The organism is Streptomyces sp. NPDC003032, assembly GCF_053591415.1.
On the sequence record NZ_JBSFTT010000002.1, the window covers coordinates 328,198 to 353,622 of the forward strand.

Annotated in this window: 23 protein-coding genes; 16 read left to right on the plus strand and 7 right to left on the minus strand. The window is 73.0% G+C overall.

The features are described 5' to 3' along the window. Positions 1-84: 84 nt before the first annotated feature. Together ACWDZ7_RS03985 and ACWDZ7_RS03990 are read left to right on the plus strand one after the other, a co-directional pair. Positions 85-1,878 (plus strand): hydroxysqualene dehydroxylase, encoded by a 1,794-nt coding sequence (locus tag ACWDZ7_RS03985; RefSeq protein ID WP_451794588.1) that lies wholly within the window; start codon positions 85-87, stop codon positions 1,876-1,878. Between the two features lie 30 nt (positions 1,879-1,908). Continuing rightward, a complete protein-coding gene (locus tag ACWDZ7_RS03990) occupies positions 1,909-2,844 on the plus strand; it encodes a DUF3048 domain-containing protein (protein ID WP_451794589.1) in 936 nt (311 codons plus the stop codon). A 6-nt stretch (positions 2,845-2,850) separates the two neighbouring features. Here ACWDZ7_RS03990 and ACWDZ7_RS03995 read toward each other — a convergent pair whose 3' ends face one another. Continuing rightward, positions 2,851-3,318, minus strand: coding sequence for a MarR family winged helix-turn-helix transcriptional regulator (locus ACWDZ7_RS03995; protein WP_451794590.1), 468 nt, complete (start codon positions 3,316-3,318; stop codon positions 2,851-2,853). A 197-nt stretch (positions 3,319-3,515) separates the two neighbouring features. Here ACWDZ7_RS03995 and ACWDZ7_RS04000 point away from each other — a divergent pair, with 197 nt between their 5' ends. The 6 genes from ACWDZ7_RS04000 to pcaDC are packed head-to-tail and all read left to right on the plus strand — an operon-like array spanning position 3,516 to position 9,338. Continuing rightward, positions 3,516-4,271, plus strand: a complete 756-nt coding sequence (locus ACWDZ7_RS04000) for a CoA transferase subunit A (protein WP_451794591.1) — start codon at positions 3,516-3,518, stop codon at positions 4,269-4,271. Then, positions 4,271-4,915, plus strand: a complete 645-nt coding sequence (locus ACWDZ7_RS04005) for a CoA transferase subunit B (protein WP_451794592.1) — start codon at positions 4,271-4,273, stop codon at positions 4,913-4,915. The genes ACWDZ7_RS04000 and ACWDZ7_RS04005 overlap by 1 nt, the downstream gene beginning before the upstream one ends. Before the next feature lie 55 nt (positions 4,916-4,970). Then, a complete protein-coding gene (gene pcaH / locus ACWDZ7_RS04010) occupies positions 4,971-5,852 on the plus strand; it encodes a protocatechuate 3,4-dioxygenase subunit beta (RefSeq protein WP_451794593.1) in 882 nt (293 codons plus the stop codon). After that, positions 5,852-6,433 (plus strand): protocatechuate 3,4-dioxygenase subunit alpha, encoded by a 582-nt coding sequence (gene pcaG / locus ACWDZ7_RS04015; RefSeq protein WP_451794594.1) that lies wholly within the window; start codon positions 5,852-5,854, stop codon positions 6,431-6,433. Before pcaH ends, pcaG begins: the two co-directional genes overlap by 1 nt. Further along, positions 6,430-8,196: a lyase family protein gene (locus tag ACWDZ7_RS04020; protein WP_451794595.1), complete on the plus strand. Its 1,767-nt coding sequence runs from the start codon at positions 6,430-6,432 to the stop codon at positions 8,194-8,196. The genes pcaG and ACWDZ7_RS04020 overlap by 4 nt, the downstream gene beginning before the upstream one ends. After that, positions 8,193-9,338, plus strand: coding sequence for a bifunctional 3-oxoadipate enol-lactonase/4-carboxymuconolactone decarboxylase PcaDC (gene pcaDC, locus ACWDZ7_RS04025; protein WP_451794596.1), 1,146 nt, complete (start codon positions 8,193-8,195; stop codon positions 9,336-9,338). Before ACWDZ7_RS04020 ends, pcaDC begins: the two co-directional genes overlap by 4 nt. A 44-nt stretch (positions 9,339-9,382) precedes the next feature. Here the strand turns inward: pcaDC and ACWDZ7_RS04030 are convergent, their stop codons facing one another. Together ACWDZ7_RS04030 and ACWDZ7_RS04035 are read right to left on the minus strand one after the other, a co-directional pair. Then, positions 9,383-10,348: an SDR family oxidoreductase gene (locus ACWDZ7_RS04030; protein WP_451794597.1), complete on the minus strand. Its 966-nt coding sequence runs from the start codon at positions 10,346-10,348 to the stop codon at positions 9,383-9,385. Between the two features lie 20 nt (positions 10,349-10,368). After that, positions 10,369-11,133, minus strand: coding sequence for an SDR family oxidoreductase (locus ACWDZ7_RS04035; protein WP_451794598.1), 765 nt, complete (start codon positions 11,131-11,133; stop codon positions 10,369-10,371). A gap of 68 nt (positions 11,134-11,201) precedes the next feature. Here ACWDZ7_RS04035 and ACWDZ7_RS04040 point away from each other — a divergent pair, with 68 nt between their 5' ends. The 4 genes from ACWDZ7_RS04040 to ACWDZ7_RS04055 are packed head-to-tail and all read left to right on the plus strand — an operon-like array spanning position 11,202 to position 14,699. After that, complete coding sequence (locus tag ACWDZ7_RS04040; protein WP_451794599.1) at positions 11,202-11,957, plus strand: enoyl-CoA hydratase family protein; 756 nt, start codon at positions 11,202-11,204, stop codon at positions 11,955-11,957. Beyond that, a complete protein-coding gene (locus ACWDZ7_RS04045; RefSeq protein ID WP_451794601.1) occupies positions 11,954-12,856 on the plus strand; it encodes a CoA transferase subunit A in 903 nt (300 codons plus the stop codon). Before ACWDZ7_RS04040 ends, ACWDZ7_RS04045 begins: the two co-directional genes overlap by 4 nt. Then, positions 12,853-13,635 (plus strand): CoA-transferase subunit beta, encoded by a 783-nt coding sequence (locus tag ACWDZ7_RS04050; RefSeq protein ID WP_451794602.1) that lies wholly within the window; start codon positions 12,853-12,855, stop codon positions 13,633-13,635. Before ACWDZ7_RS04045 ends, ACWDZ7_RS04050 begins: the two co-directional genes overlap by 4 nt. Positions 13,636-13,652: 17 nt before the next feature. After that, positions 13,653-14,699 (plus strand): NAD(P)H-dependent flavin oxidoreductase, encoded by a 1,047-nt coding sequence (locus ACWDZ7_RS04055; protein WP_451794780.1) that lies wholly within the window; start codon positions 13,653-13,655, stop codon positions 14,697-14,699. Between the two features lie 125 nt (positions 14,700-14,824). On the opposite strand, the gene ACWDZ7_RS04060 is transcribed toward ACWDZ7_RS04055, so the two are convergent. The 4 genes from ACWDZ7_RS04060 to ACWDZ7_RS04075 form a co-directional block, all read right to left on the minus strand. Further along, positions 14,825-17,479 carry an ATP-binding protein gene (locus ACWDZ7_RS04060; RefSeq protein WP_451794603.1) on the minus strand — a complete coding sequence of 885 codons (2,655 nt, stop codon included), beginning with the start codon at positions 17,477-17,479 and terminating at the stop codon, positions 14,825-14,827. A gap of 170 nt (positions 17,480-17,649) precedes the next feature. Next, on the minus strand, positions 17,650-18,807 hold the full coding sequence (locus tag ACWDZ7_RS04065) for an acetyl-CoA C-acetyltransferase (protein ID WP_451794605.1): 1,158 nt from the start codon (positions 18,805-18,807) through the stop codon (positions 17,650-17,652). A 46-nt stretch (positions 18,808-18,853) separates the two neighbouring features. After that, positions 18,854-19,441, minus strand: coding sequence for a TetR/AcrR family transcriptional regulator (locus tag ACWDZ7_RS04070; RefSeq protein WP_451794782.1), 588 nt, complete (start codon positions 19,439-19,441; stop codon positions 18,854-18,856). 120 nt (positions 19,442-19,561) lie between these two features. Next, positions 19,562-20,344 (minus strand): SDR family oxidoreductase, encoded by a 783-nt coding sequence (locus ACWDZ7_RS04075; RefSeq protein ID WP_451794606.1) that lies wholly within the window; start codon positions 20,342-20,344, stop codon positions 19,562-19,564. Positions 20,345-20,460: 116 nt separating this feature from the next. Here ACWDZ7_RS04075 and ACWDZ7_RS04080 point away from each other — a divergent pair, with 116 nt between their 5' ends. The 4 genes from ACWDZ7_RS04080 (at position 20,461) to ACWDZ7_RS04095 (ending at position 25,310) form a co-directional block, all read left to right on the plus strand. After that, positions 20,461-21,681: an acyl-CoA dehydrogenase family protein gene (locus ACWDZ7_RS04080; protein ID WP_451794784.1), complete on the plus strand. Its 1,221-nt coding sequence runs from the start codon at positions 20,461-20,463 to the stop codon at positions 21,679-21,681. After that, positions 21,681-22,667 (plus strand): acyl-CoA dehydrogenase family protein, encoded by a 987-nt coding sequence (locus ACWDZ7_RS04085; protein WP_451794608.1) that lies wholly within the window; start codon positions 21,681-21,683, stop codon positions 22,665-22,667. The genes ACWDZ7_RS04080 and ACWDZ7_RS04085 overlap by 1 nt, the downstream gene beginning before the upstream one ends. Positions 22,668-23,004: 337 nt before the next feature. Beyond that, positions 23,005-24,189, plus strand: coding sequence for an anhydro-N-acetylmuramic acid kinase (locus ACWDZ7_RS04090; RefSeq protein WP_451794609.1), 1,185 nt, complete (start codon positions 23,005-23,007; stop codon positions 24,187-24,189). 164 nt (positions 24,190-24,353) lie between these two features. Then, positions 24,354-25,310 (plus strand): DUF2510 domain-containing protein, encoded by a 957-nt coding sequence (locus tag ACWDZ7_RS04095; RefSeq protein ID WP_451794611.1) that lies wholly within the window; start codon positions 24,354-24,356, stop codon positions 25,308-25,310. The last annotated feature ends 115 nt before the right edge of the window (positions 25,311-25,425 follow it).

Here is a 25,425-nt window from a genome sequence, read left to right on the forward strand (position 1 = left end):
ACCGTCGCATCTTCCGCCTCACCGACCGCGACCGTATGCTCCTGCGCCTGACACGTCAGTTACTGGGAGTAAGGGGGACGGGGCATGGGGCGCAGTGGTGGAGAGGGAAGCACGCGGCGGGGGTTCGTCGCGGGGGCGGCGGCGGTCGGCGGGGCCGCCGCGCTGGGTGTGGCGGCGGGCACGCTGCCCGCGGCGGCCGCCACGCCGGGCGCGCCGCGGGCGAAGCAGTCCGTGGCCGTACTCGGCGGCGGTGTCGCGGGGCTGACGGCCGCCCATGAGCTGGCCGAGCGCGGCTTCGCCGTGACGGTCTACGAGCGCAGGGCGCTCGGCGGCAAGGCCCGCAGCATGGACGTACCGAACAGCGCGAAGGGCAACCGCAGGCCACTGCCCGGTGAGCACGGCTTCCGCTTCATCCCGGGGATCTACCACAACCTCCCCGACACGATGCGCCGCATCCCCTTCCCGGGGAACGCCAACGGCGTGTGGGACAACCTCGTCGCGCCCCGCGAGATGTCGTTCGCGCGCACCGGCCGCGAGGACCTCCGCATGCCGATCCCGTGGCCGGGCAGCGAGCCGGAGAAGCTCACCCCGGACGACATCGCCCGCGCGCTCACCGCGCTGCTGGACACCGCGTTCAACCTGCCGGCGCATGAGGTCGCGTACTTCGTGAACCGCGCCCTGGTCTTCCTCACCAGCTGCGACGAGCGCCGCGACGACGACTGGGAGTCGACGCCCTGGTGGGACTTCGTGCGTGCCGAGAGGATGTCGAAGGACTACCAGCGCATCCTGGCGATCGGCATCACCCGCAACATCGTCGCGACGAAGGCCGAGGAGGCGAGCACCCGCACGGTGGGCAGCCTCGGCGAGGCCTTCGTCTTCAACGCGCTGGGCCAGGGCGCCGACGGCCCGCCCGACCGGATCCTGAACGCGCCCACGAACGAGGCCTGGATCGACCCGTGGGTGACGCATCTGAAGTCGCTCGGCGTCGAGTTCCGCATCGGCTGGACGGTGCGCGAACTGGCGTTCGGCGGCGGCCGGATCACCAAGACGGTGTTCGAGGACCCCGATGGCGTACGGCGTGACATCACCGCCGACCACTACGTGCAGGCCATGCCGGTGGAGCACGCGCGCCGGACGTGGAGCGCCGCGATGAAGGCGGCGGACCCGCAGCTGGCGCGCTGCGACAAGCTCCAGACGGACTGGATGACGGGCATCCAGTTCTATCTGACCGAGCGCCCGCCGCTCGTGAAGGGCCACTTCAACTGCATCGACTCGCCCTGGTCGCTGACCGGCATCGCGCAGGCGGGCCACTGGCCGGAGCGCGACTTCCCCGCCGACTACGGCGACGGCGTCGCGGTCGACTGTCTGTCGGTGGACATCTCCGAGTGGGACAAGCCGGGCATCCTGTACGGCAAGACGGCCAAGCAGTGCACCCGCGACGAGGTCGCCAAGGAGGTGTGGGCGCAGCTCAAGGCCGCGCTGAACGACACCGGCAAGACGGTCCTGAGCGACGGCAAGCTGCACTCGTGGTTCCTCGACCCGGGCGTCGACGGCCTCGGCACACCGAGCCCCACCAACGAGGACGAACTCCTCATCCACCCCGTCGGCACCCTGCACAACCGCCCCTCGGCCGCGACGAAGATCCCGAACCTCTTCCTCTCCGGAGACTATGTGTCCGTGGACATCGACCTGGCGACGATGGAGGGCGCCAACGCGTCGGCCCGCCAGGCCGTCAACGCGCTGCTGAAGCAGACGGGTTCGGACCAGAAGCCGTGCACGGTGACGCCGATGTACCGCGCCCCGGCGGTCGAGCTCGCCAAGCGCCACGACCGCACCCGCTACCGACTCGGTCTGCGCAACGCCCTCGACCTCGGCTGAGAACGGGGGCGTACGGGGTATGACGTACGCATGAGACGGTGGACGCGGACGCGCAGACGGGCCGGGGCGGTGCTGCTCGCCGCCCTGGCGGCCGCCTGCACAGTGCAACCCGACGGGAGGGGACCGTCCGCGGGCGGCGCCCCTGGCGACGGTGGCACCGTCCTCGCCGTCAAGATCGACAACGTCCCTCAGGCCCGCCCGCAGAGCGGTCTGGACGCCGCGGACGTCGTGTACGTCGAGCAGGTGGAGGCGGGATTGAGCCGTCTGATGGCCGTGTACGCTTCGCGGCTGCCGCCCGCGATCGGGCCGGTGCGCAGCGCGCGCGAGACGGATCTGGAACTCCTGCGGCAGTTCGACCGGCCCGTGTTCGCCTTCTCCGGGGCTCAGTCGAAGCTTCTCCCGTCGATCGCCGGCGCCCCCGTGCGCGCGCTGCCGCCGGACAAGGCTCCCGAGGACGCCTACTACCGGGACAGTGACAAGGCCGCGCCGCACAACCTCTTCGTACGCCCCGAGGCGCTGAAGGCCGACCCGCGCGCGGGCGCCCTGGAGAGCACCGGGTTCCGGTTCGGGCCGCGCCCGGCGGGCGGCACGCGCGAGACGCACCGGACGGTCAGCTTCCCGGCGGCCCGCTTCACCTTCGACTGGGTGGAGTACGAGGGCCGCTGGCGCATCGCCATGGACGGCGAGCGTGCCCGCACCTCCGACGGCAAGGAATTGGGCGCCTCCACGGTCGTCGTGCAGTACGTGAAGGTGCGGTCCTCCCACTTCCACGACCGCTCGGGGAGTGTCTCGCCCTTCACCGAGACGGTCGGCGGGGGGACGGCGCGCGTCCTGCGGGACGGGCGGGCCTACGAGGCGCGCTGGAAGCGGCCGTCCGCCGGGGACGGCACGGAGTTCACGGCGCCCGACGGCAAGCCGCTGCCGTTCGCCGAGGGGCAGGTGTGGGTGGTGTACGCGAAGGTGTGAGCGGGCTCAGGCCTTGGGGGCCGTCAGCGGCTCGGCGGGGTTGCGCAGGCCCTCTGCCGCGTCCGCGACGCGCTGGATCAGGTCGAAGAACACGGTCTGCTCGTCGGTGGAGAGCGGCGCGAGGAACACCTGGTTCATGCGGGCGGTGCGCACGGTCAGCTTGCGGTGCGTGCGTCTGCCGTCGTCGGTGAGGCGCAGCAGATAGCGGCGGCCGTCCTGCGGGTCGCGGACCTTGTCGAGCAGCTCGCGGCGGATGAGCCGGCTGATGACCTCGGCGACGGTGGAGCGGTCGAGGCCGACCCGCTCCCCCACGGTGCGCTGGTCGAGGCCGGGCTCGGCGACGAGGGCGTTGAGGACGGCGAACTGCGGTGAGGTGATCTCTTCGGAGACCATCGTGTTCCACAGGAGGTAGTGCGCCTGCTGCAGGCGCCGGGCCAGGTGCCCGGGGTGGGTGGCAAGGTCCACCGCGGCCATGGGGTCCTCCGCTTCCTCGACGGTTCTCGTCAGTTCGTCCGTCCGCTTTCGTCGGTGCACTGAACGATACCTGCTCGACAGCCTCACTACTGCCTGCTCTTGCCATGGACTTCGCACACTCCTATCCTCGCAGAAATAGTCAGTGCCCTGATTAATTGATTGATGTTGATCGGGCCGGAGGAGAGGGGGCTGGGCGGATGGACAAGGTGATGGCCACGGCCGCGGAGGCGGTGGCCGACATCCGGGACGGGGCGTCGCTCGCGGTCGGCGGCTTCGGCCTGAGCGGCGTGCCGAACGAGCTGATACGCGCGCTGCACGGATCCGGGGCCTCGAACCTGCGGGTGGTGTCCAACAACTGCGGCGCGCTGGACTCGGGCCTCGCGACGCTCCTGTCGGCGGGCCGCATCGCCCGCGTGACCGGTTCCTACATCGGCGCCAACAAGGAGTTCGCCCGGCAGTACCTGGCCGGTGAGCTGGAGGTCGAGATGATCCCGCAGGGCACGCTGGCCGAGCGGCTGCGGGCGGGCGGCGCGGGCATCCCGGCGTTCTACACCCCGGCCGGGGTGGGCACGCAGGTCGCCGACGGCGGCCTGCCGTGGCGCTACGACGGCTCGGGCGGGGTCGCGCTCGCGTCCCCGGCCAAGGAGGTGCGGGAGTTCGACGGCACCCCGTACGTCCTCGAGCACGGCATCCGCACCGACTTCGCGCTGGTACGGGCGGCCAGGGGCGACCGGCACGGCAACCTCGTCTTCAACAAGTCCGCCCGCAATTTCAACCCCCTGGCGGCCATGGCGGGACGCGTCACCGTCGCCGAGGTGGAGGAGCTGGTGGAGCCGGGCGAGATCGACCCGGACGCGGTGCATCTGCCGGGGATCTACGTACGGCGCGTGGTCGCGCTCACCCCGGAGCAGGCGGCGGACAAGCGGATCGAGAAGCGGACGGTGAACGGCTGATGCCCTGGACCCGCGAGCAGATGGCCGCCCGCGCCGCGCGCGAACTCCGCGACGGCCAGTACGTGAACCTGGGCATCGGCCTGCCCACGCTGATCCCCAACCACCTGCCGCCGGGCGTCGAGGTGGTCCTGGAGTCCGAGAACGGCATCCTCGGAGTGGGGCCCTACCCGACCGAGGCCGAGGTCGACCCGGACCTGATCAACGCGGGCAAGGAGACCGTGACCGTCCTGCCGGGCGCCGCCTACTTCGACTCCGCGCTCTCCTTCGGGATGATCCGCGGCGGCCACATCGATGCCGCCGTGCTCGGCGCGATGCAGGTCTCCGCGCGCGGGGACCTCGCCAACTGGGCGGTCCCCGGGAAGATGATCACCGGGATCGGCGGCGCGATGGACCTGGTGCACGGCGCGCGCACCGTCATCGTCGTCATGACGCACACCGCGAAGGACGGCTCCGCGAAGATCGTCGAGGAGTGCGGGCTGCCGCTGACCGGCAAGGCGTGCGTGGACCGGATCATCACCGATCTGTGCGTTCTCGATGTGACGGAGGACGGTCTGGCGCTGGTCGAGTTGGCCCCGGGGTGCACGGTCGAGGAGGTCGTCGCGAAGACGGCGGCCGAGGTCCGGCTGCCGGGGAGCACGCCATAAGCCCTCTTCCGGTCCCGGCACCCGCCTTCCGTCACGTCCTCATGGAGCCACCAGCATGGCCGCACACCAGGAGCCGCAAGAGATGACCCTGACCACTTCCTCCGCCCCCTCCACCGAGCCGCCGTCCACCGAGCCCTCGTCCACCGAGCCCTCGTCCACCGGGCCCTCGTCCACCGGGCCGCTGCCCGACGGGCTCACCCAGGACGCGATAGACGCCGAGGTCGCCAAGGCGCAGGCCGCGTCGGCCGCCCACGGGCACCATCCGCCGCGCGACTACCCGCCTTACCGCAGCAGCCACTACCGCCACCCGAAGCAGCCGCTGATACCGCTGCGCGACCCCGAGGCGGTGGAGCTGAGCGGCCCCGCGTTCGGCGTCAGCGACGTGACCGCTCTGGACCGTGATCTGACACGGCAGCACCAGGGAGAGCCGCTCGGCGAGCGGATCACCGTGAGCGGCCGGGTCCTGGACCGCGGCGGGCGGCCCGTGCGCGGCCAGCTGGTCGAGCTGTGGCAGGCCAACGCCTCCGGGCGCTACGCCCACCAGCTGGACCAGCACCCGGCGCCCCTCGACCCGAACTTCACGGGCTTCGGCCGCTGTCTGACCGACGACGAAGGGACGTACTCCTTCACGACCATCAAGCCGGGCGCCTACCCGTGGCGCAACCACGTCAACGCCTGGCGTCCCGCGCACATCCACTTCTCGCTCTTCGGCACGGCGTTCACCCAGCGCCTCGTCACGCAGATGTACTTTCCCGGGGACTCGCTCTTCCCGTACGACCCGGTGCTGCGCTCGGTGACCGACGAGTCGGCGCGGGAGCGCCTCGTCTGCGCCTACGACCACGACCTGTCCGTCCCCGAGTGGTCACTGGGCTACCGCTGGGACATCGTCCTGGACGGCCCGTCCGCGACCCTCTTCGAGGAAGGCGACCACCACTGATGCCCACGTCCGCTTCCACCTCCGCTTCCACGCCGCTCCCCACGCCCTCCCAGACCGTCGGGCCCTTCTACGGCTACGCGCTGCCCTTCCCGCGCGGCGGCGAGGTGGCGCCCGTCGGCGACCCGGACACCATCACGCTGCACGGGTACGTGTACGACGGCGCGGGGCAGCCCGTCCCCGACGCCCTCGTCGAGACCTGGCAGCCCGCTCCGGACGGCTCGCGGGAGGGCGTCCCCGGGTCGCTGCGGCGCGACCCCGTGACGGGGCGGGTCATCGGGCGTGACGGTGTCGCGTTCACCGGGTTCGGCCGGGTGCCGACGGACGCGGACGGACACTGGGCTGTACGGACGCTGCCGCCGGGCGGCGTCTCGTACATCTCGCTGGCCGTCTTCGCGCGCGGGCTGCTGCATCACCTCTACACGCGCGCGTACGTGGTGGACGAACCCGGCGACGCGCTGCTCGGCTCTCTGGACGCGGACCGGCGTGCCACGCTGATCGCGCGGGGCGAGGCCGCGCGTACGTACCGGTTCGACATCCGTCTCCAGGGCGCGGGCGAAACGGTCTTCCTGGAGTTCCTGTGACCGGCCTGTTCTCCCCCGGCTCGGTGGGCTCCGGCGCCGAGGAGGCGACCGGTGACGTCGCCTTCCTCCAGGCCCTGTTGGACGCCGAGGCGGCGCTGACCCGCGCGCAGGCGGCGGTGGGCCTCGCCCCTCCGGAGGCGGCCGCCGCGGTCACGGAAGCGGCCTCGGACGCGGCCCGCTTCGACGCCCGCTCTCTCGCACTCCGCGCGCGGGAGGGCGGCAACCCGGTGATCCCCCTGGTGGCGGACCTGACGGCGGCGGTACCGGCCGACGCGGCGCCCTACGTCCACCGGGGCGCGACGAGCCAGGACATCCTCGACACGGCCCTGATGCTGCTCTCCGCACGGACACTGGACCTGCTCCTCACGGACCTGACCCGCACGGAACACGCCCTGGCCCGCCTCGCGTCGCGACACCGGGACACGACGATGCCGGGCCGCACCCTGACGCAGCACGCGGTACCGACGACATTCGGCCTGAAGGCCGCGGGCTGGCGCTCACTGGTGCTCGACGCACGGGACCGGGTCGCGAGGGTGCGGGGTGCGCTGCCTGTGCAACTGGGGGGCGCGGCGGGGACGTTGGCCGTGTTCGGGGTGTATGGCGTGTATGGGGGCGAGGGGCGGCTCCACCCGGACGTGGAGGCGGGGCTGCCCCCGGCCGGGCGACGGAGGGAGGGCCAGCTTCCGGGCGAGGCTTCGGGGGCGGTGGCCGAGGGCCGCGGTGACGGCCCGGCTTCGGAGGCGACCGCCGAAGGTCGCGGTGACGGCCCGGCTTCGGGGGCGGCCGGGGGGCCGGATGCAGGACGGGGGCCGAGCGGGAGTCCGAGTGACGGCCCGGCTTCGGAGGCGACCGCCGAAGGTCGCGGTGACGGCCCGGCTTCCGGGGCGGCCGGGGGTCCGGATGCAGGACGGGGGCCGAGCGGGAGTCCGAGTGACGGCCCGGCTTCGGGGGCGGCCGGGGGTCCGGATGCAGGACGGGGGGCGGGCGGGAGTCCGCGTGGTGGTGCTTCTGGTTCAGGTCGGGTGTCCGCTTCGCGGGGTGGCGGGCTTGTCGAGGGGCTTTCGGGGGTCTTCGCGTGCGAGCTGGGGCTGGCCGAGCCGTTGATCCCCTGGCACAGCCTCCGCACCCCCGTGGCCGACCTGGCGTCCGCCCTCGCCTTCACCGCCGGGGCCCTCGGCAAGGCGGCGGCGGACGTTCTCACGCTCTCCCGCACCGAGATCGCCGAGCTCTCCGAAGGCTCCGGTGGCGGTTCGTCCGCGATGCCGCACAAGGCGAACCCGGTCCGCGCCACGCTCATCGCCGCCGCCGCGCGCCGCGCGCCCGCCCTGGCGGCCACCCTGTACGGCTCGCTGGTCGCCGAGGACGAGCGGTCCGCGGGCGCCTGGCACGCCGAGTGGGAGCCCCTGCGCGACCTGCTCCGCCTGGCGGGAGGCGCCGCCCGTGACGCGGCCGAGATGGCCGAGGGGCTGCGCGTCCACACGGAGGCCATGCGGGAACACCTGGACCTCACCGGCGGGTTGATCGTGTCCGAGCGGCTCGCCGCCGAGCTGACGCCGCTGCTCGGGCGGGCCCGCGCGAAGCAGCTCCTGACCGACGCGGCGCGGCGTACCCGTACCGAGGGACGCCCGCTGACGGAGGTCCTGGCTGAAAGCCTGCTGGTGGAGCCCGCCCTGAAGGGCGTCGATCTCACCGAACTCACCGACCCCACCCATTACACCGGCTCCGCCGGCACCCTCACCGACCGCGCCTTGGAGCGACGTTGACCATCGACACCACCGGCAGGCTGCCGCACCACACCACCGAGGGGCCGGACACCGCTCCCCCGCTCCTCCTCGGCCCGTCCCTCGGCACCTCGACCGCCCTGTGGGACGCCGTCGCGCCCGAACTCGCCACCGCCCACCGCGTCGTCCGCTGGGACCTGCCCGGCCACGGCGGCTCCCCCGCGGATCTGATCGGGCCCGGCGCCACGGTCGCCGACCTCGCCGGGCTCGTCCTCGCGCTCGCCGACGCGCTCGGCGTCGACCGCTTCGCGTACGCGGGTGTCTCCATCGGCGGGGCCGTCGGACTGCATCTCGCGGCCCACCACCCGAAGCGCGTGACGGGCCTCGCCGCGATCTGTACCTCCGCGCACTTCGGCGGCGCCGAGCCGTGGCGCCAACGGGCCGCCACGGTACGCCGCGAGGGCCTGGCCGCACTCGCGGAGTCGGCGCCGCAGCGCTGGTTCACGCCCGGTTTCACGGTGCCCGCCCTGGTGGCGGACCATCGGGCCGCCGACCCGGACGCGTACGCCGCGTGCTGCGACGCCCTGGCCGCGTACGACCTGCGGGACGCCATGCCGACCATCACCGCGCCCACGCTGGTCATCGCCGGGCGCGAGGATCCGGCGACACCGCCCGCCCACGCCCGGGAGATCGCCGACACGGTGCCGGGCGCGTCCCTCATGGAACTCGCGGGCGCCTCGCATCTGGCGCCCGCGGAGCGCCCCGCCGCCGTGACGGCGGCCCTGCGCGCGCACTTCAGCGACTCGACCGACTCGACCGGCCCTGCGGGCAACGGCATGGCCGTGCGGCGCGCCGTGCTCGGCGACGCGCACGTCGACCGCGCCCAGGCCAACACCACGCCCTTCACGGCCCGCTTCCAGGACTTCATCTCCCGCTACGCGTGGGGCGAGATCTGGACCGACCCCACACTGCCGCGCCGCGAACGCAGCATGATCACGCTGACCGCGCTCGTCGCCCACGGCCACCTCGACGAACTCGCCCTGCACGTCCGCGCTGCCCGCCGCAACGGCCTCACTCCGGAGGACATCGGCGCCGTCCTGCTGCAGACGGCGGTCTACTGCGGAGTCCCGGCGGCCAACGCGGCGTTCGCGGTGGCACAGCGCGTACTCGCCGAGGAGGGTTAAGGGGCCGCGGGGGCAAGGGGCAGCACGGCACGCGCGCGTGCCCTTCACCGCGCCCCGTACACCGGCTGCGGCGTCTCCGCGCCGGTGAGGAGTTCGCGGGCCGCCTCGCCCGCCTCCGTCGGGGACCAGCGCGCGCCCTTGTCCGCGGTGGGGCCGGGGCGCCAGCCCTCCATGACCGTGATGCGGCCCGCTTCCGCCTCGAAGACGCGGCCGGTGACCCCGGCCGACGCGGTGGAGCCCAGCCAGACGACCAGCGGGGAGACGTTCTCCGGGGCCATCGCGTCGAAGCCGCCGTCCCCGGGGGCGGCCATGGTGTCGGCGAAGGTCTGTTCCGTCATGCGGGTGCGGGCGGCGGGGGCGATGGCGTTGACGCGGACTCCATAGGCGGCCAGTTCGGCGGAGGCGACCAGGGTGAGGCCGAGGATGCCGGCCTTGGCGGCGCTGTAGTTGCCCTGTCCCACGCTGCCCAGCAGGCCCGCCCCGGAGCTGGTGTTGACCACGCACGCGTGCGGCGCGCGGCCGGCCTTCGCCTCGGCCCGCCAGTGCGCTCCCGCGTGCTTCAAGGGCAGGAAGTGCCCCTTGAGGTGGACCCGCATCACGGCGTCCCAGTCGTCCTCGTCGAGGTTGACGAGCATCCGGTCGCGCAGGAAGCCCGCGTTGTTGACGAGGGTGTCGAGGCGGCCGTACGTGTCCAGGGCGGCCCGCACCAGTGAGGCGGCGCCCTCGGACGTCGCGATGTCACCGCCGTGCGCGACGGCCTCGCCGCCCGCCGCGCGGATCTCCTCGACCACGGCGTGCGCGGGTCCGCCGGACTGCCCGGAACCGTCGGGTCCCACGCCGAGGTCGTTGACGACGACCTTGGCGCCCTCGGCCGCGAACGCGCGCGCGTGGGCACGTCCGAGGCCGCGGCCCGCGCCCGTGACGATCACGACGCGGCCCGCGCAGATTCCGGACGTGGCGGCTGAAGCGGCGGCTGACGTGGCGGCTGCTGACGTGGCGGCCGAAGACATGCGGCAACTCCCTTGGTGGCTCACTGACTGACGGAGGCGGCGTCCAGGAAGGCGGGGCGTTCGCCGCCGCCGTGCAGATGGAGTGCGGCGCCGCTGATGTACCGGGCGCGGTCGGAGGCGAGGAAGACGCAGGCGTCGCCAACGTCGGACGGGTCGGCGAGGCGGCCCAGCGGAACGGTGCGGGCGACCCGCGCGATGCCCTCTTCGTCGCCGTAGTGGAGGTGGGCGCTCTCGGTGCGGGCGAGGCCGAGGACGACCGTGTTGACCCGCACGGTCGGCGCCCATTCGACCGCCATGGTCCGGGCGAGGTTCTCCAGGCCCGCCTTCGCGGCGCCGTACGCCCCGCTGCCCGGCGAGGGCCGCGTGCCGCTGACGCTGCCGATCATCGTGATGCTGCCGCCCGTCTCCTGGGCGCGCATCACCTCGTACGCGGCGAGCGAGGCGTACAGCGGGGCCAGCAGGTTCAGTTCGACGATCTTGGCCTGGCGGGCCGGGGCGGAGTCGGCGAGGAGGCCGAACGGCGTGCCGCCCGCGTTGTTCACGAGCGCGTCCACCGCGCCGTGGTCGGCGGCCACCGCGCCGAAGAAGGCATGGGCCGCCTCGGCGTCGCGCAGGTCCAGCGGGCGGAACTCGGCGGTGGCGCCCGCCGCTTGGACCGGCTTGTCGGGTGGCCTGCGGGCGCAGACGACGACGCGCGCCCCGGCGGCGAGGAAACCGCGGGCGATCCCGGCGCCGACGCCGCGGGTGCCGCCGGTGACGACGACCACCTGTCGGGTGTCAGTCATCGCTGCTACCTTTCCAACTAACAAATGTTTGGTTGAAGGCGTGTGGTCGAAAGGTAGCGGATCCTCTGATGTCTGTCTCCACCTCCGTCCCGGACAAGGGCGTGGCCGTCGTCACCGTCGACTATCCGCCCGTCAACGCCCTGCCCGTGCAGGGCTGGTATGCCGTGGCGGACGCCGTCCGCACCGCCGGCCGCGACCCCGCCACGCGCTGTGTGGTGCTTGCGGCCGAGGGCCGTGGGTTCAACGCGGGCGTGGACATCAAGGAGATGCAGCGCGACAGCGGCCACGGCGCGCTGATCGGCGCCAACCGCGGCTGCTACGCGGCGTTCTCGGCGGTGTACGAGTGCGAGGTGCCGGTCGTCGCCGCCGTGCACGGCTTCTGCCTGGGCGGCGGCATAGGCCTGGTGGGCAACGCGGACGCGATCGTGGCGAGCGAGGATGCCACCTTCGGCCTGCCCGAGCTGGACCGGGGCGCGCTCGGCGCGGCCACACATCTGGCCCGCCTGGTCCCGCAGCATCTGATGCGCGCCCTGTACTACACCTCGCGCACCGCGACGGCCACCGAGCTGCACGCGCACGGCTCGGTGTGGCGGGTGGTCCCACGCGCCGAGCTGCACGACGCGGCCCTGGAGTTGGCGTACGAGATCGCCCGCAAGGACGGCACACTGCTGCGCTTCGCGAAGGCCGCGATCAACGGCATCGACCCGGTCGACGTCCACCGCAGCTACCGCTTCGAACAGGGCTTCACCTTCGAGGCGAACCTCAGCGGCCTCGCCGACCGCATCCGGGAGGACTTCGGGACGCAAGGGGAGGTCGGGGCATGACGCACACCGCACAGACAGCCAACGGAACAGCCAAGCGAACAGCCAAGGCGATGACGCCCGACGAGATCGTGGGACGCCTGGAGAGCGGGATGACGCTCGGCATCGGCGGCTGGGGCTCGCGCCGCAAGCCGATGGCGCTGGTGCGTGCGCTGCTGCGGTCCGGCGTCACTGACCTGACCGTCGTCGCGTACGGCGGCCCGGACGTCGGCCTGCTCGCCGCGGCCGGCCGGATCCGCAAGCTGATCACGGCGTTCACGACACTCGACTCGATTCCCCTGGAGCCGCATTTCCGGGCGGCACGCGAGCGTGGTGCCTTCGAACTCGTCGAGCTGGACGAGGCGATGTTCATGCAGGGCCTCACCGCGGGCGCCCAGCGACTGCCGTTCCTGCCGATCCGCGCGGGCCTCGGCTCGGACGTGCTGCGGGTCAACCCCCACCTGCGTACGGTCATTTCGCCGTACGCGGACGGGGAGGAACTGGTCGCCGTGCCCGCCCTGCGGATGGACGCGGCGCTGGTGCACATGAACCGCGCCGACCGGTTCGGCAACGGCCAGTATCTGGGCCCCGACCCCTACTTCGACGACCTGTTCTGCGAGGCCTCCGACACCGCGTACGTCTCGTGCGAGCGCATCGTCGACTCCAGGGAGCTGACCGCGCACGCGGTGCCCCAGACGATGCTGATCTCCCGGCACTCGGTGACGGGCGTGACCGAGACGCCCAAGGGCGCGCACTTCACGTCCTGCGCGCCCGACTACGCCCGCGACGAGCCCTTCCAGAAGACGTACGCCACCGCCGCCGCCGATCCACGCGCCTGGGAGGTCTTCCACGACCGCTTCCTCACCGGTACGGAGCGGGACTACCAACTGGCCGTCCAGGCCTGGCACAAGGAGCAGCGATGACGCGGACCGGTGCGACGACGACCGGGCGGACCGCCACCCGCGCCGAGTACTGCGTGATCGCCTGCGCCGAGGCCTGGCGGGACGGCGGTGAGATCCTCGCCTCCCCCATGGGCACGATCCCGTCCGTCGGCGCGCGCCTCGCCAAGCTCACCTTCTCCCCCGACCTGCTGCTCACGGACGGCGAGGCACTGCTCATCGGCGACGTCCCGGCGGTGGGCGCCGCCTCGGGTGTGACGGAGGGCTGGCTGCCGTACCGCAAGCACCTGACGATGGTGATGGGCGGCAGACGGCACGTGATGATGGGCGCGAGCCAGATCGACCGCTTCGGCAACCAGAACATCTCCTGCATCGGTGACTGGGAGCGCCCCCAGCGGCAGCTGCTCGGCGTGCGCGGCGCCCCGGCCAACACGATCAACAACCCGGTGAGTTACTGGGTCCCGAGGCATTCGACGCGGGTCTTCGTCGAGAAGGTCGACATGATCAGCGGTGTCGGGTACGACAGCGCGGCCGCCGCGGGGCCCTCCGCGACCCGCTTCCACGACCTGCGCCGCGTCGTCTCCGACCTCGGCGTCTTCGACTTCGCCACGCCCGACCACGCGATGCGGCCGGTGTCCCTGCACCCGGGCGTCACGCTCGGCCGGGTGCGCGAGGCGACGGGTTTCGCACTGTCCGTGCCGGATGATGTCCCGCACACGCGTGAGCCGACCGACGAGGAACTGCGGCTGATCCGCGAGGTCGTGGACCCACGGAGCCTGCGCGAGCGCGAGGTGCGCGCGTGACGCCGGCCCCGCCCGTCATCGAGACGCCGCTGACCAGGCTGGTCGGGGTGCGGCACCCGATCGTGCAGACCGGCATGGGCTGGGTCGCGGGCCCCCGTCTGGTCTCGGCCGCGGCCGACGCCGGGGCACTCGGCATCCTGGCCTCCGCGACCATGACGGTCGAGCGGCTGCGCGCGGCGGTGCGCGAGGTCAAGTCCCGTACGGACGCGCCGTTCGGGGTCAATCTGCGGGCCGACGCGAGTGACGCCCGCGACCGCGTCCGGACCATCGTCGACGAGGGCGTGCGGGTCGCGTCCTTCGCGCTGGCACCGTCCAGGGAGCTGATGGCCGAGCTAAAGGACGCGGGCGTGGTGGTCATCCCCTCGGTCGGCGCGCGCCGGCACGCCGAGAAGGTCGCGGCGTGGGGCGCGGACGCGGTGATCGTGCAGGGCGGCGAGGGCGGCGGGCACACCGGCGAGGTCGCCACGACGGTCCTGCTGCCGCAGATCGTGGACGCGGTGGACATCCCGGTGATCGCGGCCGGCGGGTTCCACGACGGGCGCGGCCTGGTCGCCGCGCTCGCGTACGGCGCGGCGGGCGTGGCCATGGGCACACGCTTCCTGCTCACCTCGGACTCGACGGTCCCGGACGCGGTCAAGGCGCGTTATCTGGCGGCCTCCGTCAAGGACATCACGGTCACCACGCGCGTGGACGGCCTTCCGCACCGGATGCTGCGTACGGAGCTGGTGGCGAGTCTGGAGAAGTCGGGCCGGACAGCGTCCCTGGCACGGGCGGTGCGGCACGCGGCGGCGTTCCGCAAGGTCTCCGGGATGGGCTGGACGCGAATGGCACGCGACGGCCTCGCGATGAAGCGCGGCAAGGACCTGACGTGGAGCCAGGTGCTGCTCGCGGCGAACACGCCGATGATGCTGAAGTCGGCGATGGTGGACGGCCGCCCGGACCTGGGAGTGATGGCTTCGGGGCAGGTGGCGGGCGTGATCGAGGACGTGCCGTCGTGCGCGGAGCTGGTGGAGCGGATGATGGTGGAGGCGAGGGAGGTGATGGGCAGGTTGAGGCTGGGCTGATGGAACGCGTCCGGCGACAGAACGAGCCCGTCCGGCGATCGAGGACCGGGGTCCGGGGCCGCGAGCCCCGCGACGTCAGCCCCGAGGCGGCCCGCGCGGCAGGGGCACCACCGGAAGCCCGACCGTCAACGCCGCGCGGGCGACAGGTGGTCCAGCGCCCGGTCGATGAGACCATCCGCCCCGCAACTCCGCGCCAGGGTCAGCCCCCGCTCGAGCTCCGGCACGGACCCCGCCGCGATCCCGTACTCGACGCGCGCCACCGCGTGTTCGTACGCACAGGGCGATGCCTCCAGGTACGTGGCGGCCTGGCGGTAGAGGGCGATGGAGCGCGGCCCGCTCTCCAGAGCGGCGGCACACCGCAGGGCCTCGCCGATCGCCGTGTCCGTGCCGAACCGCTCGGCCTGCATACGGGCGTCGGAGACGAGGAGCGCCGCCCGCTCGGGGTCCTCGTGGGCCAGGGCGCGGGCGAGGTCGTACGCCCACGGCGCGAGCACGGTGTTGTACTGCCCGCGCGCGGTCAACGCCTTGGCCGTGGCCTCCAGTACGCCAAGACCCTCGTCGGCGCGGCCGAGGGCGAGCAGGAGCCTGCCGCGTACGGACAGGGCGTCGGGGACGTAGATCGTGGAGGCGGAGGGCGGCGCGAAGCCGTAGCGGTCGGCGATCGCGCCCGCCTCGTCGATGTGCCCGCGCGCCAGCAGCGTGTCGATGAGCATGCTGGCCGCCTCCCAGTGCATGGGCAGGCCCGTGCCGACGCGGTCGGCGAGGCGCAGGCTCTCGCGCAGGGAGCGCTCGGCGTCGATCAGCCGCCCGCGCCTGCGGTACACATAGCCGAGGAAGGCGTGCGAGAGGGCGAGGTGTCCGCCGCTCCAGCCCGCCGTCTCGTACGCGCGCACGGCCTCGGTGAACAGGCTCTCCGCGCGGTCGAGCCGGTCCGAGAAGGCGTAGGAGCCGCCGAGCATCAGGCGGAGTTCGAAGCTCCATTCCGTGTCGGTCCAGCCGAGTCCTGGTGCGAGGCGGCCGTTGACGAGGGCACGGTCGCAGAGTTCGACGACCAGTTCCGCGTTCTCGCCGCGGGTCATGGCGTCGAAGGCGCGCAGGATCAGCAGGGCGCGTTCGGAGTTGTTCCGGCCGGCGAGTGGACCGGCGAGCGCGGCGAGCCGCCGTGACCGGCCCGGTGAGTCCTCCTCGCCCGCGTGGATGCCCTCCCACATGTAGTGCACGGCCTGCAGGCGCAGCCGCGCGGGCTCGTCGTCGAGCCGCTCCGTCTCCTCGACGATGGCGCGCAGGCCTTCTTCCAGTTGGTCGTTGTGGACGAGTGCCTGGGAGAGGCGGCAGACCGCGTCGACACGCAGGTCCTTGTCGAGGCCGCGCATGGAGAGGGCCTCGCGCAGGTGCCGGATGGTGGTGGCGGGCGAGGTGAGCAGGGTGGCGCAGCCCAGTTCGTAGAGCACGCGCGCGTGGATCTCGGGCAGCGGTGGCTCCTGAAGGGCCCGCTCCAGACAGCGGCGGGCCGCGTCGGGCGCGCCGACGGCGAGGTGTTCGGCCGCGGCCTGGCGCAGCTGCTCGACCAGTTCGGGGTCGTCTTCCGGATGGACCTCCAGCAGGTGCCGGGAGGCGGCCGCGGCGCCCCGGCCGTCGCGGGTGACGACGGCGGCGGCCACACCGTGCATGGCGGTGCGGGTGGCCGCGGGGATCGAGCGGAGGATCGTGCTCGCGATCTGCGGGTGGACGAACTCCAGGCCTTCCGCGTCGGGGAGCAGGATGCGTGCGGCGCAGAGCCGTTCCGCGCAGCGTTCGGCGGTGTCGCGGGGCATGACGGCGAGCGAGGCGGCCATGTCCAGGGAGATGGCGGTGCCGAGGATGGCGGCCGCCCAGGCGAAGCGGGTGGCGTCGGTGCCCAGCTCTTCGAGGCGGGCGATGAGGCCGTTGCCCTTGGCCGTGCGGTTGAGGGCGCGGAGCGCGTCCGCGGTGCTCTCCACCGGTTCCAGTTCGCTGTCCTGCACCTTGGCGAGCAGTTCGACCGACTCGTACGGATTGCCGCCGGTGACGGCCCACACCTCGCGGCAGAACGGGGCGTCGGCGTGCTCGCCGAGTGTGGCGCGGGTCAGGCCCGCGGCGGCGTCCGGGGTGAGCGCGCGCAGCGTGCTGAACGAGCGGGCCGACGCGGCGACCGAGGCCAGATGGCGGGCGCTCTCGCCTCTGGCGTCGCCGGGCCGGTGGGCGATCACGACGAGCACGGGCAGTTCGTCCAGGCGCCGGGCGAAGGCGGCCAGCCAGTGCAGGGTCTCCTGGTCGGCCCAGTGCGCGTCGTCGATGAGCAGGACGAGCGGCCATTTCAGCTGTGCGAGGCGCGAGACCGCTTCGACGAGGCCCTCGCAGACGCCCTGGGGGTCGGCCTGGCCTCCGCCGGGCTCGGTTATGCCGAGGGCGGGTCCCGCGATCTCGTACCAGTCGCCGAGGTATTCGCGGGCCTCGTCGGGCGAGAGGGAGACGAGTGCGGGCTGGAGGAGTTGGCGTACGACGTTGAAGGGGACGGAGGTGACCGCCTCACCGCCGCGTGCGGACCAGACCGTGGCGCGGCGGGCCTCCGCGATGCGCCGCACCTCGGACAGGAGCGCGGTCTTGCCGATGCCGGCCTCTCCGCTGAAGACGAGCAGGCCGCCCGCGTCGCTCGTGGCGTCCGCGCAGAGTTCCTCGACGGCCTGGGTCGCCGCGGCGAGTTCGACCTCGCGCTCCCACAACGGGGCCCAGGCGGCTCCTCCGGGCCGTCCCTGCGTCATCGCGCCACCTCCCGGGATCGCTCATTCGGCGTACAGAAGTCGAGACTAGCCGGGTCGGGGCCGCTGTGGAGCGCGGTCGGCGCAGGTACTGCCGCAAGGGGTGAGGGGGCGTCCGTTTCGCGGGCGGGGCGGGTCTTCGGGACGGCGGTCGGGGGCGGCCGGGGGGGCGGTCAGAGGCGCTCGATGATCGTCACGTTCGCCTGGCCGCCGCCCTCGCACATCGTCTGGAGGCCGAACCGGCCGCCGGTGCGCTCCAGTTCGTGCAAAAGGGTCGTCATCAGCTTCACTCCGGTCGCCCCGAGGGGGTGGCCGAGGGCGATCGCACCGCCGTTGACGTTGACCTTCTCCGGATCGGCTCCGGTCTCCTCGAGCCAGGCGAGGACGACCGGCGCGAACGCTTCGTTGATCTCCACGAGGTCGATGTCGCCGATGCTCATGCCGGTCTTCTTGAGGGCGTACGCGGTGGCGGGGATCGGCGCGGAGAGCATCCGGATGGGGTCCTCGCCGCGCACGGAGAGGTGGTGGACGCGGGCGCGGGGCGTCAACCCGTGTACGCGCACGGCCCTTTCGCCGGCGATGAGCATGGCCGCGGCGCCGTCCGAGACCTGTGAGGAGCAGGCGGCGGTGATCGTGCCGTCGTCCAGGACGGGCCTGAGGCCCGCCATCTTCTCCAGGGTCGTGTCGCGGCGCGGGCCCTCGTCGGTGGTGACGTCGCCGTACGCGACGGTTTCGCGGTCGAAGCGGCCCTCGTCGATGGCGCGGATCGCCCGCTGGTGGGAGCGGAGGGCGAACTCCTCCATGTCGCGGCGGGATATGTCCCACTTGGCGGCGATCGACTGGGCGCCGTGGAACTGGTTCACGGGCCGGTCGCCGTAGCGGGCGCGCCAGCCCTCGCTGCCGGCGTACGGGCCTTCGGTGAGGCCGAGCGGCTCGGCGGCCTGCCGGGACGCGAAGGCGATGGGGATCATCGACATGTTCTGTGTGCCGCCCGCGACGACGAGGTCCTGGGTGCCGGACAGGACACCCTGCGCCGCGAAGTGCACGGCCTGCTGGGACGATCCGCACTGCCGGTCGATCGTCACGCCGGGCACCTCTTCGGGGAGTCCGGCCGCGAGCCAGCTGGTGCGGGCGATGTCCCCGGCCTGGGGCCCGACCGTGTCCAGGCAGCCGAAGACGACGTCCTCCACGGCGGCGGGGTCGATGCCGGTGCGCTCGACGACCGCCTTGAGGACGTGGGCGCCCAGGTCGGCGGGGTGGACCTGGGAGAGCCCGCCCTTGCGCCTGCCGACGGGGGTGCGGACCGCTTCGACGATGTAGGCCTCGGCCATGACTGGGTACTCCTCGGTCGTGGGGCGCCGTGGGACGGCGCGCCGCTTACGTACGTACGGAGATGCCGTCCAGGACCATCGAGAGGTACTGGCGGGCGATCTCCTCGGGGCTGTGGCCGCCGCCGGGGCGGTACCAGGACGCGGCGACCCAGACGGTGTCGCGCACGAAGCGGTAGGCGAGCCGGACGTCCAGGTCGTCGCGGAAGACGCCTTCCGCGACGCCGCGCTCCAGCGTCGTCAGCCACGCCTTCTCGAAGCGCTGCTGGGAGTCGGACAGGTACTGGAAGCGCTGCTGGGCGACCAGGTGCTTGGCCTCCTTCTGGTAGATCGCGACGGCGGCGCGGTGCCGGTCGATCTCCCGGAAGGACTCCGTGACGAGCGCTTCGAGCGTCCGGCGGGGGTCGAGCTGGGCCTGGAGCACGCTGTCGTAGCCGTCCCACAGCTCGGTGAGGAAGGTGCGGAGGATCTCTTCGAGCATCGACTCCTTGGAGTCGAAGTGGTAGTAGAGGCTGCCGGCGAGCATGCCCGCGGCGTCGGCGATCTTGCGGACCGTGGTGGCGTTGTACCCCTGCTCGGCGAAGACGTCGGCGGCGATGCCGAGCAGTTCGCGGCGCCGCTCGGGCGAGGGGCTCACCTGCGCCTTCTTCTTGCTGGTGCGCTGCTTCGGTTCGCTGGTGCGCTGCTCTGGTTCGTCGGTGCTCTGCTTCGGTTCGTTGGTGCTCTGCTTCGGTTTCGACACACGGTCATTCTCCGCCTAGGCGTGCTGGCTGCTGACCGAGACCGTCTCGCCCGTCATGTACGAGGAGTAGCCGCTGGCCAGGAAGACGATGACGTTGGCTATCTCCCACGGCTGCGCGTACCGCCCGAAGGCCTCGCGCTCGGTGAGTTCGTCGAGGAGCTCCGGAGAGGTCACTTTCGCCAGGTGGGGATGGATCGCGAGGCTCGGCGCGACCGCGTTGACCCGGATGCCGTGGGGGGCGGCCTCGATCGCGGCGCAGCGGGTGAGGGCCATGACGCCGGCCTTCGCCGCGGCGTAGTGCGCCTGGCCCGCCTGGGCGCGCCAGCCGAGCACCGAGGCGTTGTTCACCAGCACGCCGCCCCGGCCGGAGGCCCGCATGCGGCGCAGGGCCGCGCGAGTGCAGCGGAACGTGCCGTTCAGCGTGACGTCGATGACCTTGTCCCACTGCTCGTCGGTCATCTCGGTGAGCTGCGCCGTCCCGCCGAGTCCGGCGTTGTTCACCACGACGTCCAGGCGGCCGTGGCGCCGGTCCGCCAGCTCGAACAGGGACTGGACCTGCGCCTCGTCGGTGACGTCGCACGGGATGCCGTCGACGCGGTCGGCGCCGAACTCCTCGGCGAGCGCCGCGACCGTCTCCTTGGTGCGGCGCGGGTGGGCGTCGCCCATGACGATGCGGGCGCCTTCCTCCAGGAAGCGGCGCGCGGTGGCGCCGCCGATGCCGGCTCCGGCGGCCGCCGTGATCACGGCGGTGCGGCCCGCGAGCAGCTCGTGTCCCGGCGGGTACGCGGGTGCGTCCATCGGGCGCCCTCCCAGTTCTGGTTCTGCTTTCTCGCCCTCGACTCGTCTACCGCTTTCAGGGTAATCTACCAAACACTTGTTAGGGAAGAGTGATGGGAGAGGGAAGGCGGGCGCTGATGGACCTCGACTTCACCGCCGGGGAAGAGGAATTCAGGCGGCGGGCGCGCGAGTGGTTGGCCGCGCATGTGCCGGCCGCGCCGCTGCCGTCCCTGGAGACGGAGGAGGGTTTCGCGGCGCACCGGGAGTGGGAGCGCGTGCTCGCGGCCGACCGCTGGTCGGTGGTGTCCTGGCCCGAGGAGTACGGCGGGCGGGGCGTCGACATCGTCAAGTGGCTGGTGTTCGAGGAGGAGTACTACGCGGCGGGGGCGCCGGGCCGCGTCTCGCAGAACGGCATCAATCTGCTCGCGCCGACGCTCTTCGACTTCGGCACCGCCGAGCAGCGTGCGCGGGTGCTGCCGTCCATGGCGACCGGCGAGGTGATCTGGGCGCAGGCCTGGTCGGAGCCGGAGGCGGGGTCGGACCTGGCGTCACTGCGGTCCACCGCGCGGCGTGCGGACGGGGGTTGGGTGCTGCGCGGGCAGAAGACGTGGTCGTCGCGGGCCGCGTTCGCCGACCGCGCGTTCGGACTGTTCCGCAGCGGGCCGTATGACACCGGCGCGGGTGCCGGTGCCGGTGCGGGCGCCAGCGCCGGTGCGGGCGCCAGCGCGGGTGCCGCGGGCAAGCCGCATCGGGGGCTCACCTATCTGATGTTCCCGCTCGACGCGGAGGGCGTGACGGTCCGTCCCGTCGGGCGCCTGGACGGCAAGCCCGCCTTCGCCGAACTCTTCCTCGACGACGTCTTCGTACCGGACGAGGACGTGATCGGCGAGCCGGGCCAGGGCTGGCGGATCGCCATGTCGACCACGGGCAACGAACGCGGCCTCACTCTGCGCTCCCCCGGCCGCTTCCTCGCCTCTGCGGACCGCCTCGCGCGGGGCTGGCGGGCGCACGGGGACCCGGCGGACACCGCTCTGCGCGACCGGGTCGCGGACGCCGTCATCGGGGCGCGTGCCTACGAGTTGTTCACGTGGGCCTGCGCGTCGCGCTTCGCGGCCGGGGAGACGGTCGGCGCCGAGTCCAGCCTCAACAAGGTCTTCTGGTCGGAGTACGACATCGCGCTGCACGAGACGGCGCTGGATCTGCTGGGCGCGGAGGGCGAGCTGACCGACGGCGCGGCGGCGGACTGGACGGAAGGGTATGTCTTCTCCCTCGCCGGGCCCATCTACGCCGGCACCAACGAGATCCAGCGCGACATCATCGCCGAGCGGCTGCTCGGCCTGCCGAAGGGACGCCGCTGATGAGGTTCCTCCTCGATGCCGAGCAGCGGGAGTTCGCGCGCTCGCTGGACGCGATGCTGTCGGCGGCCGACACGGTGACGGCCACGCGCGCGTGGGGCGCGGGCGATCTCGCGCCGGGGCGTGCGGTGTGGGCGCGGCTCGCGGACATGGGGGTCTTCGCGCTGCCGGTTCCGCAGGCGTATGAAGGTGTGGGCCCGCTGCCCGTGGAGACGGTCGTCGCCTTCGTGGAGTTGGGCCGGCACGCCGTGCCGGGTCCGGCCGCCGAGACGGTGGCCGCGGCGGCGCTGCTCACACGCCTGGCGGAGCTGGGCGAGCCGGAACCGGCCAAACGGTTCCTGCCCGGGATCGCCTCGGGCGCGGCGAGCGCGACGCTGACGCTGCCCGGCGGCGGGCCGTTGGCGCTGGACCCCGAGGCGGCGGGCCTGATCCTGGCCGTGGCCGACGGCGAGCTGCGGCTCGCGCCCGGGCACGCGCGCGTACGTCAGTCCCTCGACCCGGCTCGGCGCCTCGCCGCCCCCCTGCCCGGTGGTGAACTGCTCGCCACGGGCCCCGCCGTGACCGCGGCGGCCCGGCACGCGAGGGAGTGGGCGGCGCTCGCGACGGCCGCGCAGTCGCTCGGCGTCGGATGCGCGCTGCTCGACAGGACCGTGGCGTATGTGAAGCAGCGCACGCAGTTCGGGACGCCGATCGGAGCGTTCCAGGCCGTCAAGCACCGGCTCGCGAACGTCCTGCTACGCCTGGAGTTCACCCGCCCCCTGGTGCTCGGCGCCGCGCTGACCCTGGCACCGGCGGATGTCGCCGCCGCCAAGGTGACGGCGAGCGAGGCGGCGTACGGGGCGGCCCGGGCCGCGCTCCAGCTGCACGGGGCTATCGGCTACACCGCGGAGTTCGACCTGTCCCTGTGGCTCACGAAGGCGCGGGCACTGCGGTGTGCCTGGGGTGATCCGGGGGTGTGGCGGGGACAGGTGCTCGCGGCGCGGGGCTGAACGGGGCCCCGCGACGTACCCCAGCCGTGCTCCGGGCAGACCCTCGCAGCACAGAAGTCGGGCGCGCCGCGCACAGCGGTCGGGTGGCGCAGAGGTGGGGCGCCCGGCCGGGGGTTCGCGCGGGAGACGCGGCCCGTGCCTCGGCCCGCTGGTGACGGCGTGTTCCGCGGCCCGGGCGGGACGTTCCGCCACCCGGGCGGGCGGGCTTTCGGCGGGATCGGCGTGGGCGGTGCGCGGCGCTGCACCCCGTGCCGCGTTCGCGGAAGACGCGTCGCCCGCCTCCCACGGGATGCGATGATCAAGCGCATTGGTGAGCCGACCGAGAAGGAGGCCCCACGTGCGCGTGATCGGGCTCATGTCAGGGACCTCGTACGACGCGATCGACGCGGCAGCCGCCGATCTGACCCTCGACGGGGACCGTCTGACGCTCACCCCCCTCGGGCTGATCAGCCGTGGCTACGACGAAGGGCTGCGCGCCGCGCTCGCCGCCGCGCTGCCGCCCGCGACCACCACGCTCGCCGAGGTCTGCCGCCTGGACACCGCCATAGGCCGCGCCTTCGCCGCCGCCGCGGTCGAGGCGGACCGCGAACTGTGCGACTCGCAGGCCCAGTTGGTCGCCTCGCACGGTCAGACGGTCTACCACTGGGTGGCGGACGGCCAGGTGCACGGCACCCTGCAGATCGGACAGCCCGCCTGGATCGCCGAGGCATCGGGACTGCCGGTGGTCGCCGACTTCCGCCCACGCGACATCGCGGCGGGCGGCCAGGGCGCGCCCCTGGTCAGCCTGGTGGACCGGATGTGGCTGCGCGGCCGTCCCGGCGCCCCCGCGGCGCTGAACCTCGGCGGCATCGCCAACATCACCGCCGCCGACGGCACCGCCTTCGACACGGGCCCCGCCAACGCCCTGGTCGACGCCGCGGTGAGCGAGGCGACGGGCGGCCGCCTCGCCTACGACCTGGACGGTGAGTTCGCCGCGCGCGGCGCGGTCCACGCAGGGCTCCTCGACCGTCTCCTCGCCGAGCCCTACTACGCGCTTCCGGCACCGAAGACGACGGGCAAGGAACTCTTCCACCTGCCGTATCTGCGTACGGCCTTGAAGGGGTACGAGGCGCTGCCCACCGAGGACGTCGTCGCCACGCTCATCCGGCTCACCGCCCGCACGGTCGCCGACGCCGTCCGCTCGGTGAAGGCCTCGGAGGTCATCGCCTCCGGCGGCGGCACGCGCAACCCGGCGCTGATGGGCTCCCTGCGGGCGGAGTTGGGCGGCGGCATCCCGGTGCGCACCTCCGACGAGCTCGGCATGCCGTCCGCGGCGAAAGAGGCGTACGCCTTCGCCGTCCTCGGCTTCCTGACTCTGCACGGCCTGCCGGGAACGGTCCCGACGAGCACGGGCGCACGCCACGCGAGCGTGCTGGGCTCGATCACACCGGGGCGACGGGGCATGCCGTGGCCCGAGACGATCCCGGAGAAGGAGGCCCCGGCGCGGCTGGTCATCAACGGCCATGGGAGCCGGGGCCGGTAGGCCGCGACAGCAGCGCCCTAGGGAACTGCGGACCGGGGGACCCTGGGGAATCAGGGGCTCCACGCGTCGAGGGAGGCCGGCGGGGCCGCTCTTGACCGCCCTCTCATGTCGCTTTATGGCCCCCTCTCATGCCGCTTTCACCCGGGGCTCATACTCTGGCGCCCATGACGCAGATGACTCCCCCAGGCTGGTACCCCGATCCCGGCCAGACCGCCGGCGGTCCGCCCACCGAGCGCTGGTGGGACGGGAACATGTGGACGGATCAGGTGCGCGCCGCCGCGGGCACGCACGCGTACCCGACCCAGCCGGCCTTCCCGGCCCATCCGGGACAGGCCCCCGCGCCACGGCGGCGCCTGCGCGTCGCGATAGCCGTCGGAGTGGTGCTCGTCGTCCTCGCCGGGATAGGCGGCGGCGTGTACGCCCTGACCGCCGACGACGACAACAAGGACAACGGCGACTCCACCGCCAAGGAGCCCTCGGCCGGCGCCCCCCAGGACCCCGGGACGCCCGATTCGCCGCGGTCACCGGACGGCTCGGAGACCCCGAACGCCCCGAACGCCCCGAAGGCCCCAGGGCAGGAGCCCGGCTTCGCGAGCGACACGGTGAGCGGCATCAAGATCCCCGTGCCGGACGGCTGGGCGGGCGGCCCCACGCAGGTGGGCGCCGGGGTGCAGACGGACCCGATCCCCTGCCCCGGGAACCCCGAGGAGCGGTGCACTCGCGGCAGCGCGTACTCCCAGCCCGCCGAGAAGCTGGGCATCGACGCCAAGACGCCCGAGGCGGCCGCCAAGGAGGACATCAAGAAGAACGCGAAGGAGGGGTACGGCGGCAAGACGTACGGCCGTATCACCTCGCACAAGGTGCTGGCGTCCAAGTCGATCACCGTGGCGGGCCAGAAGGGGTACTACGTCCGCTGGAAGGCCGTCACGGAGAAGAGCGACGACGGATACGTCGAGTCGCTCGCCTTCCCCTCCCCCGCCGACAAGTCGAAGCTCGTCATCGTCCGCATGGGCATCGACGACAACGCCAAGGCGCCTTCGCCGTCCTACATGGACCAGATCGCCAAGGGCATCAAGGCGGGCCCCACAGGCGGCGGCGGAGGAACCGGACAGGACGTGTAGGACACGGGGCCGGACGTTCAGCACACGGGAACGTGCGGATGATGCCGCGGGCCGGTGCGGCAGCACGCGTGGGCCCGATGGACCGGGCGGGGTTCCTCGCCGCTCAGGAGGAACC

Excerpts from the sequence above, each read along its gene's own strand:
- ACWDZ7_RS03985 (WP_451794588.1), top strand. The coding sequence starts at position 85 with ATGGGGCGCAGTGGTGGAGAGGGAAGCACGCGGCGGGGGTTCGTCGCG.
- ACWDZ7_RS03990 (WP_451794589.1), top strand. The coding sequence starts at position 1,909 with ATGAGACGGTGGACGCGGACGCGCAGACGGGCCGGGGCGGTGCTGCTC.
- ACWDZ7_RS03995 (WP_451794590.1), bottom strand. The coding sequence starts at position 3,318 with ATGGCCGCGGTGGACCTTGCCACCCACCCCGGGCACCTGGCCCGGCGC.
- ACWDZ7_RS04000 (WP_451794591.1), top strand. The coding sequence starts at position 3,516 with ATGGACAAGGTGATGGCCACGGCCGCGGAGGCGGTGGCCGACATCCGG.
- ACWDZ7_RS04005 (WP_451794592.1), top strand. The coding sequence starts at position 4,271 with ATGCCCTGGACCCGCGAGCAGATGGCCGCCCGCGCCGCGCGCGAACTC.
- pcaH (WP_451794593.1), top strand. The coding sequence starts at position 4,971 with ATGGCCGCACACCAGGAGCCGCAAGAGATGACCCTGACCACTTCCTCC.
- pcaG (WP_451794594.1), top strand. The coding sequence starts at position 5,852 with ATGCCCACGTCCGCTTCCACCTCCGCTTCCACGCCGCTCCCCACGCCC.
- ACWDZ7_RS04030 (WP_451794597.1), bottom strand. The coding sequence starts at position 10,348 with ATGTCTTCGGCCGCCACGTCAGCAGCCGCCACGTCAGCCGCCGCTTCA.
- ACWDZ7_RS04035 (WP_451794598.1), bottom strand. The coding sequence starts at position 11,133 with ATGACTGACACCCGACAGGTGGTCGTCGTCACCGGCGGCACCCGCGGC.
- ACWDZ7_RS04040 (WP_451794599.1), top strand. The coding sequence starts at position 11,202 with ATGTCTGTCTCCACCTCCGTCCCGGACAAGGGCGTGGCCGTCGTCACC.
- ACWDZ7_RS04045 (WP_451794601.1), top strand. The coding sequence starts at position 11,954 with ATGACGCACACCGCACAGACAGCCAACGGAACAGCCAAGCGAACAGCC.
- ACWDZ7_RS04050 (WP_451794602.1), top strand. The coding sequence starts at position 12,853 with ATGACGCGGACCGGTGCGACGACGACCGGGCGGACCGCCACCCGCGCC.
- ACWDZ7_RS04060 (WP_451794603.1), bottom strand. The coding sequence starts at position 17,479 with ATGACGCAGGGACGGCCCGGAGGAGCCGCCTGGGCCCCGTTGTGGGAG.
- ACWDZ7_RS04065 (WP_451794605.1), bottom strand. The coding sequence starts at position 18,807 with ATGGCCGAGGCCTACATCGTCGAAGCGGTCCGCACCCCCGTCGGCAGG.
- ACWDZ7_RS04075 (WP_451794606.1), bottom strand. The coding sequence starts at position 20,344 with ATGGACGCACCCGCGTACCCGCCGGGACACGAGCTGCTCGCGGGCCGC.
- ACWDZ7_RS04080 (WP_451794784.1), top strand. The coding sequence starts at position 20,461 with ATGGACCTCGACTTCACCGCCGGGGAAGAGGAATTCAGGCGGCGGGCG.
- ACWDZ7_RS04085 (WP_451794608.1), top strand. The coding sequence starts at position 21,681 with ATGAGGTTCCTCCTCGATGCCGAGCAGCGGGAGTTCGCGCGCTCGCTG.
- ACWDZ7_RS04095 (WP_451794611.1), top strand. The coding sequence starts at position 24,354 with ATGACGCAGATGACTCCCCCAGGCTGGTACCCCGATCCCGGCCAGACC.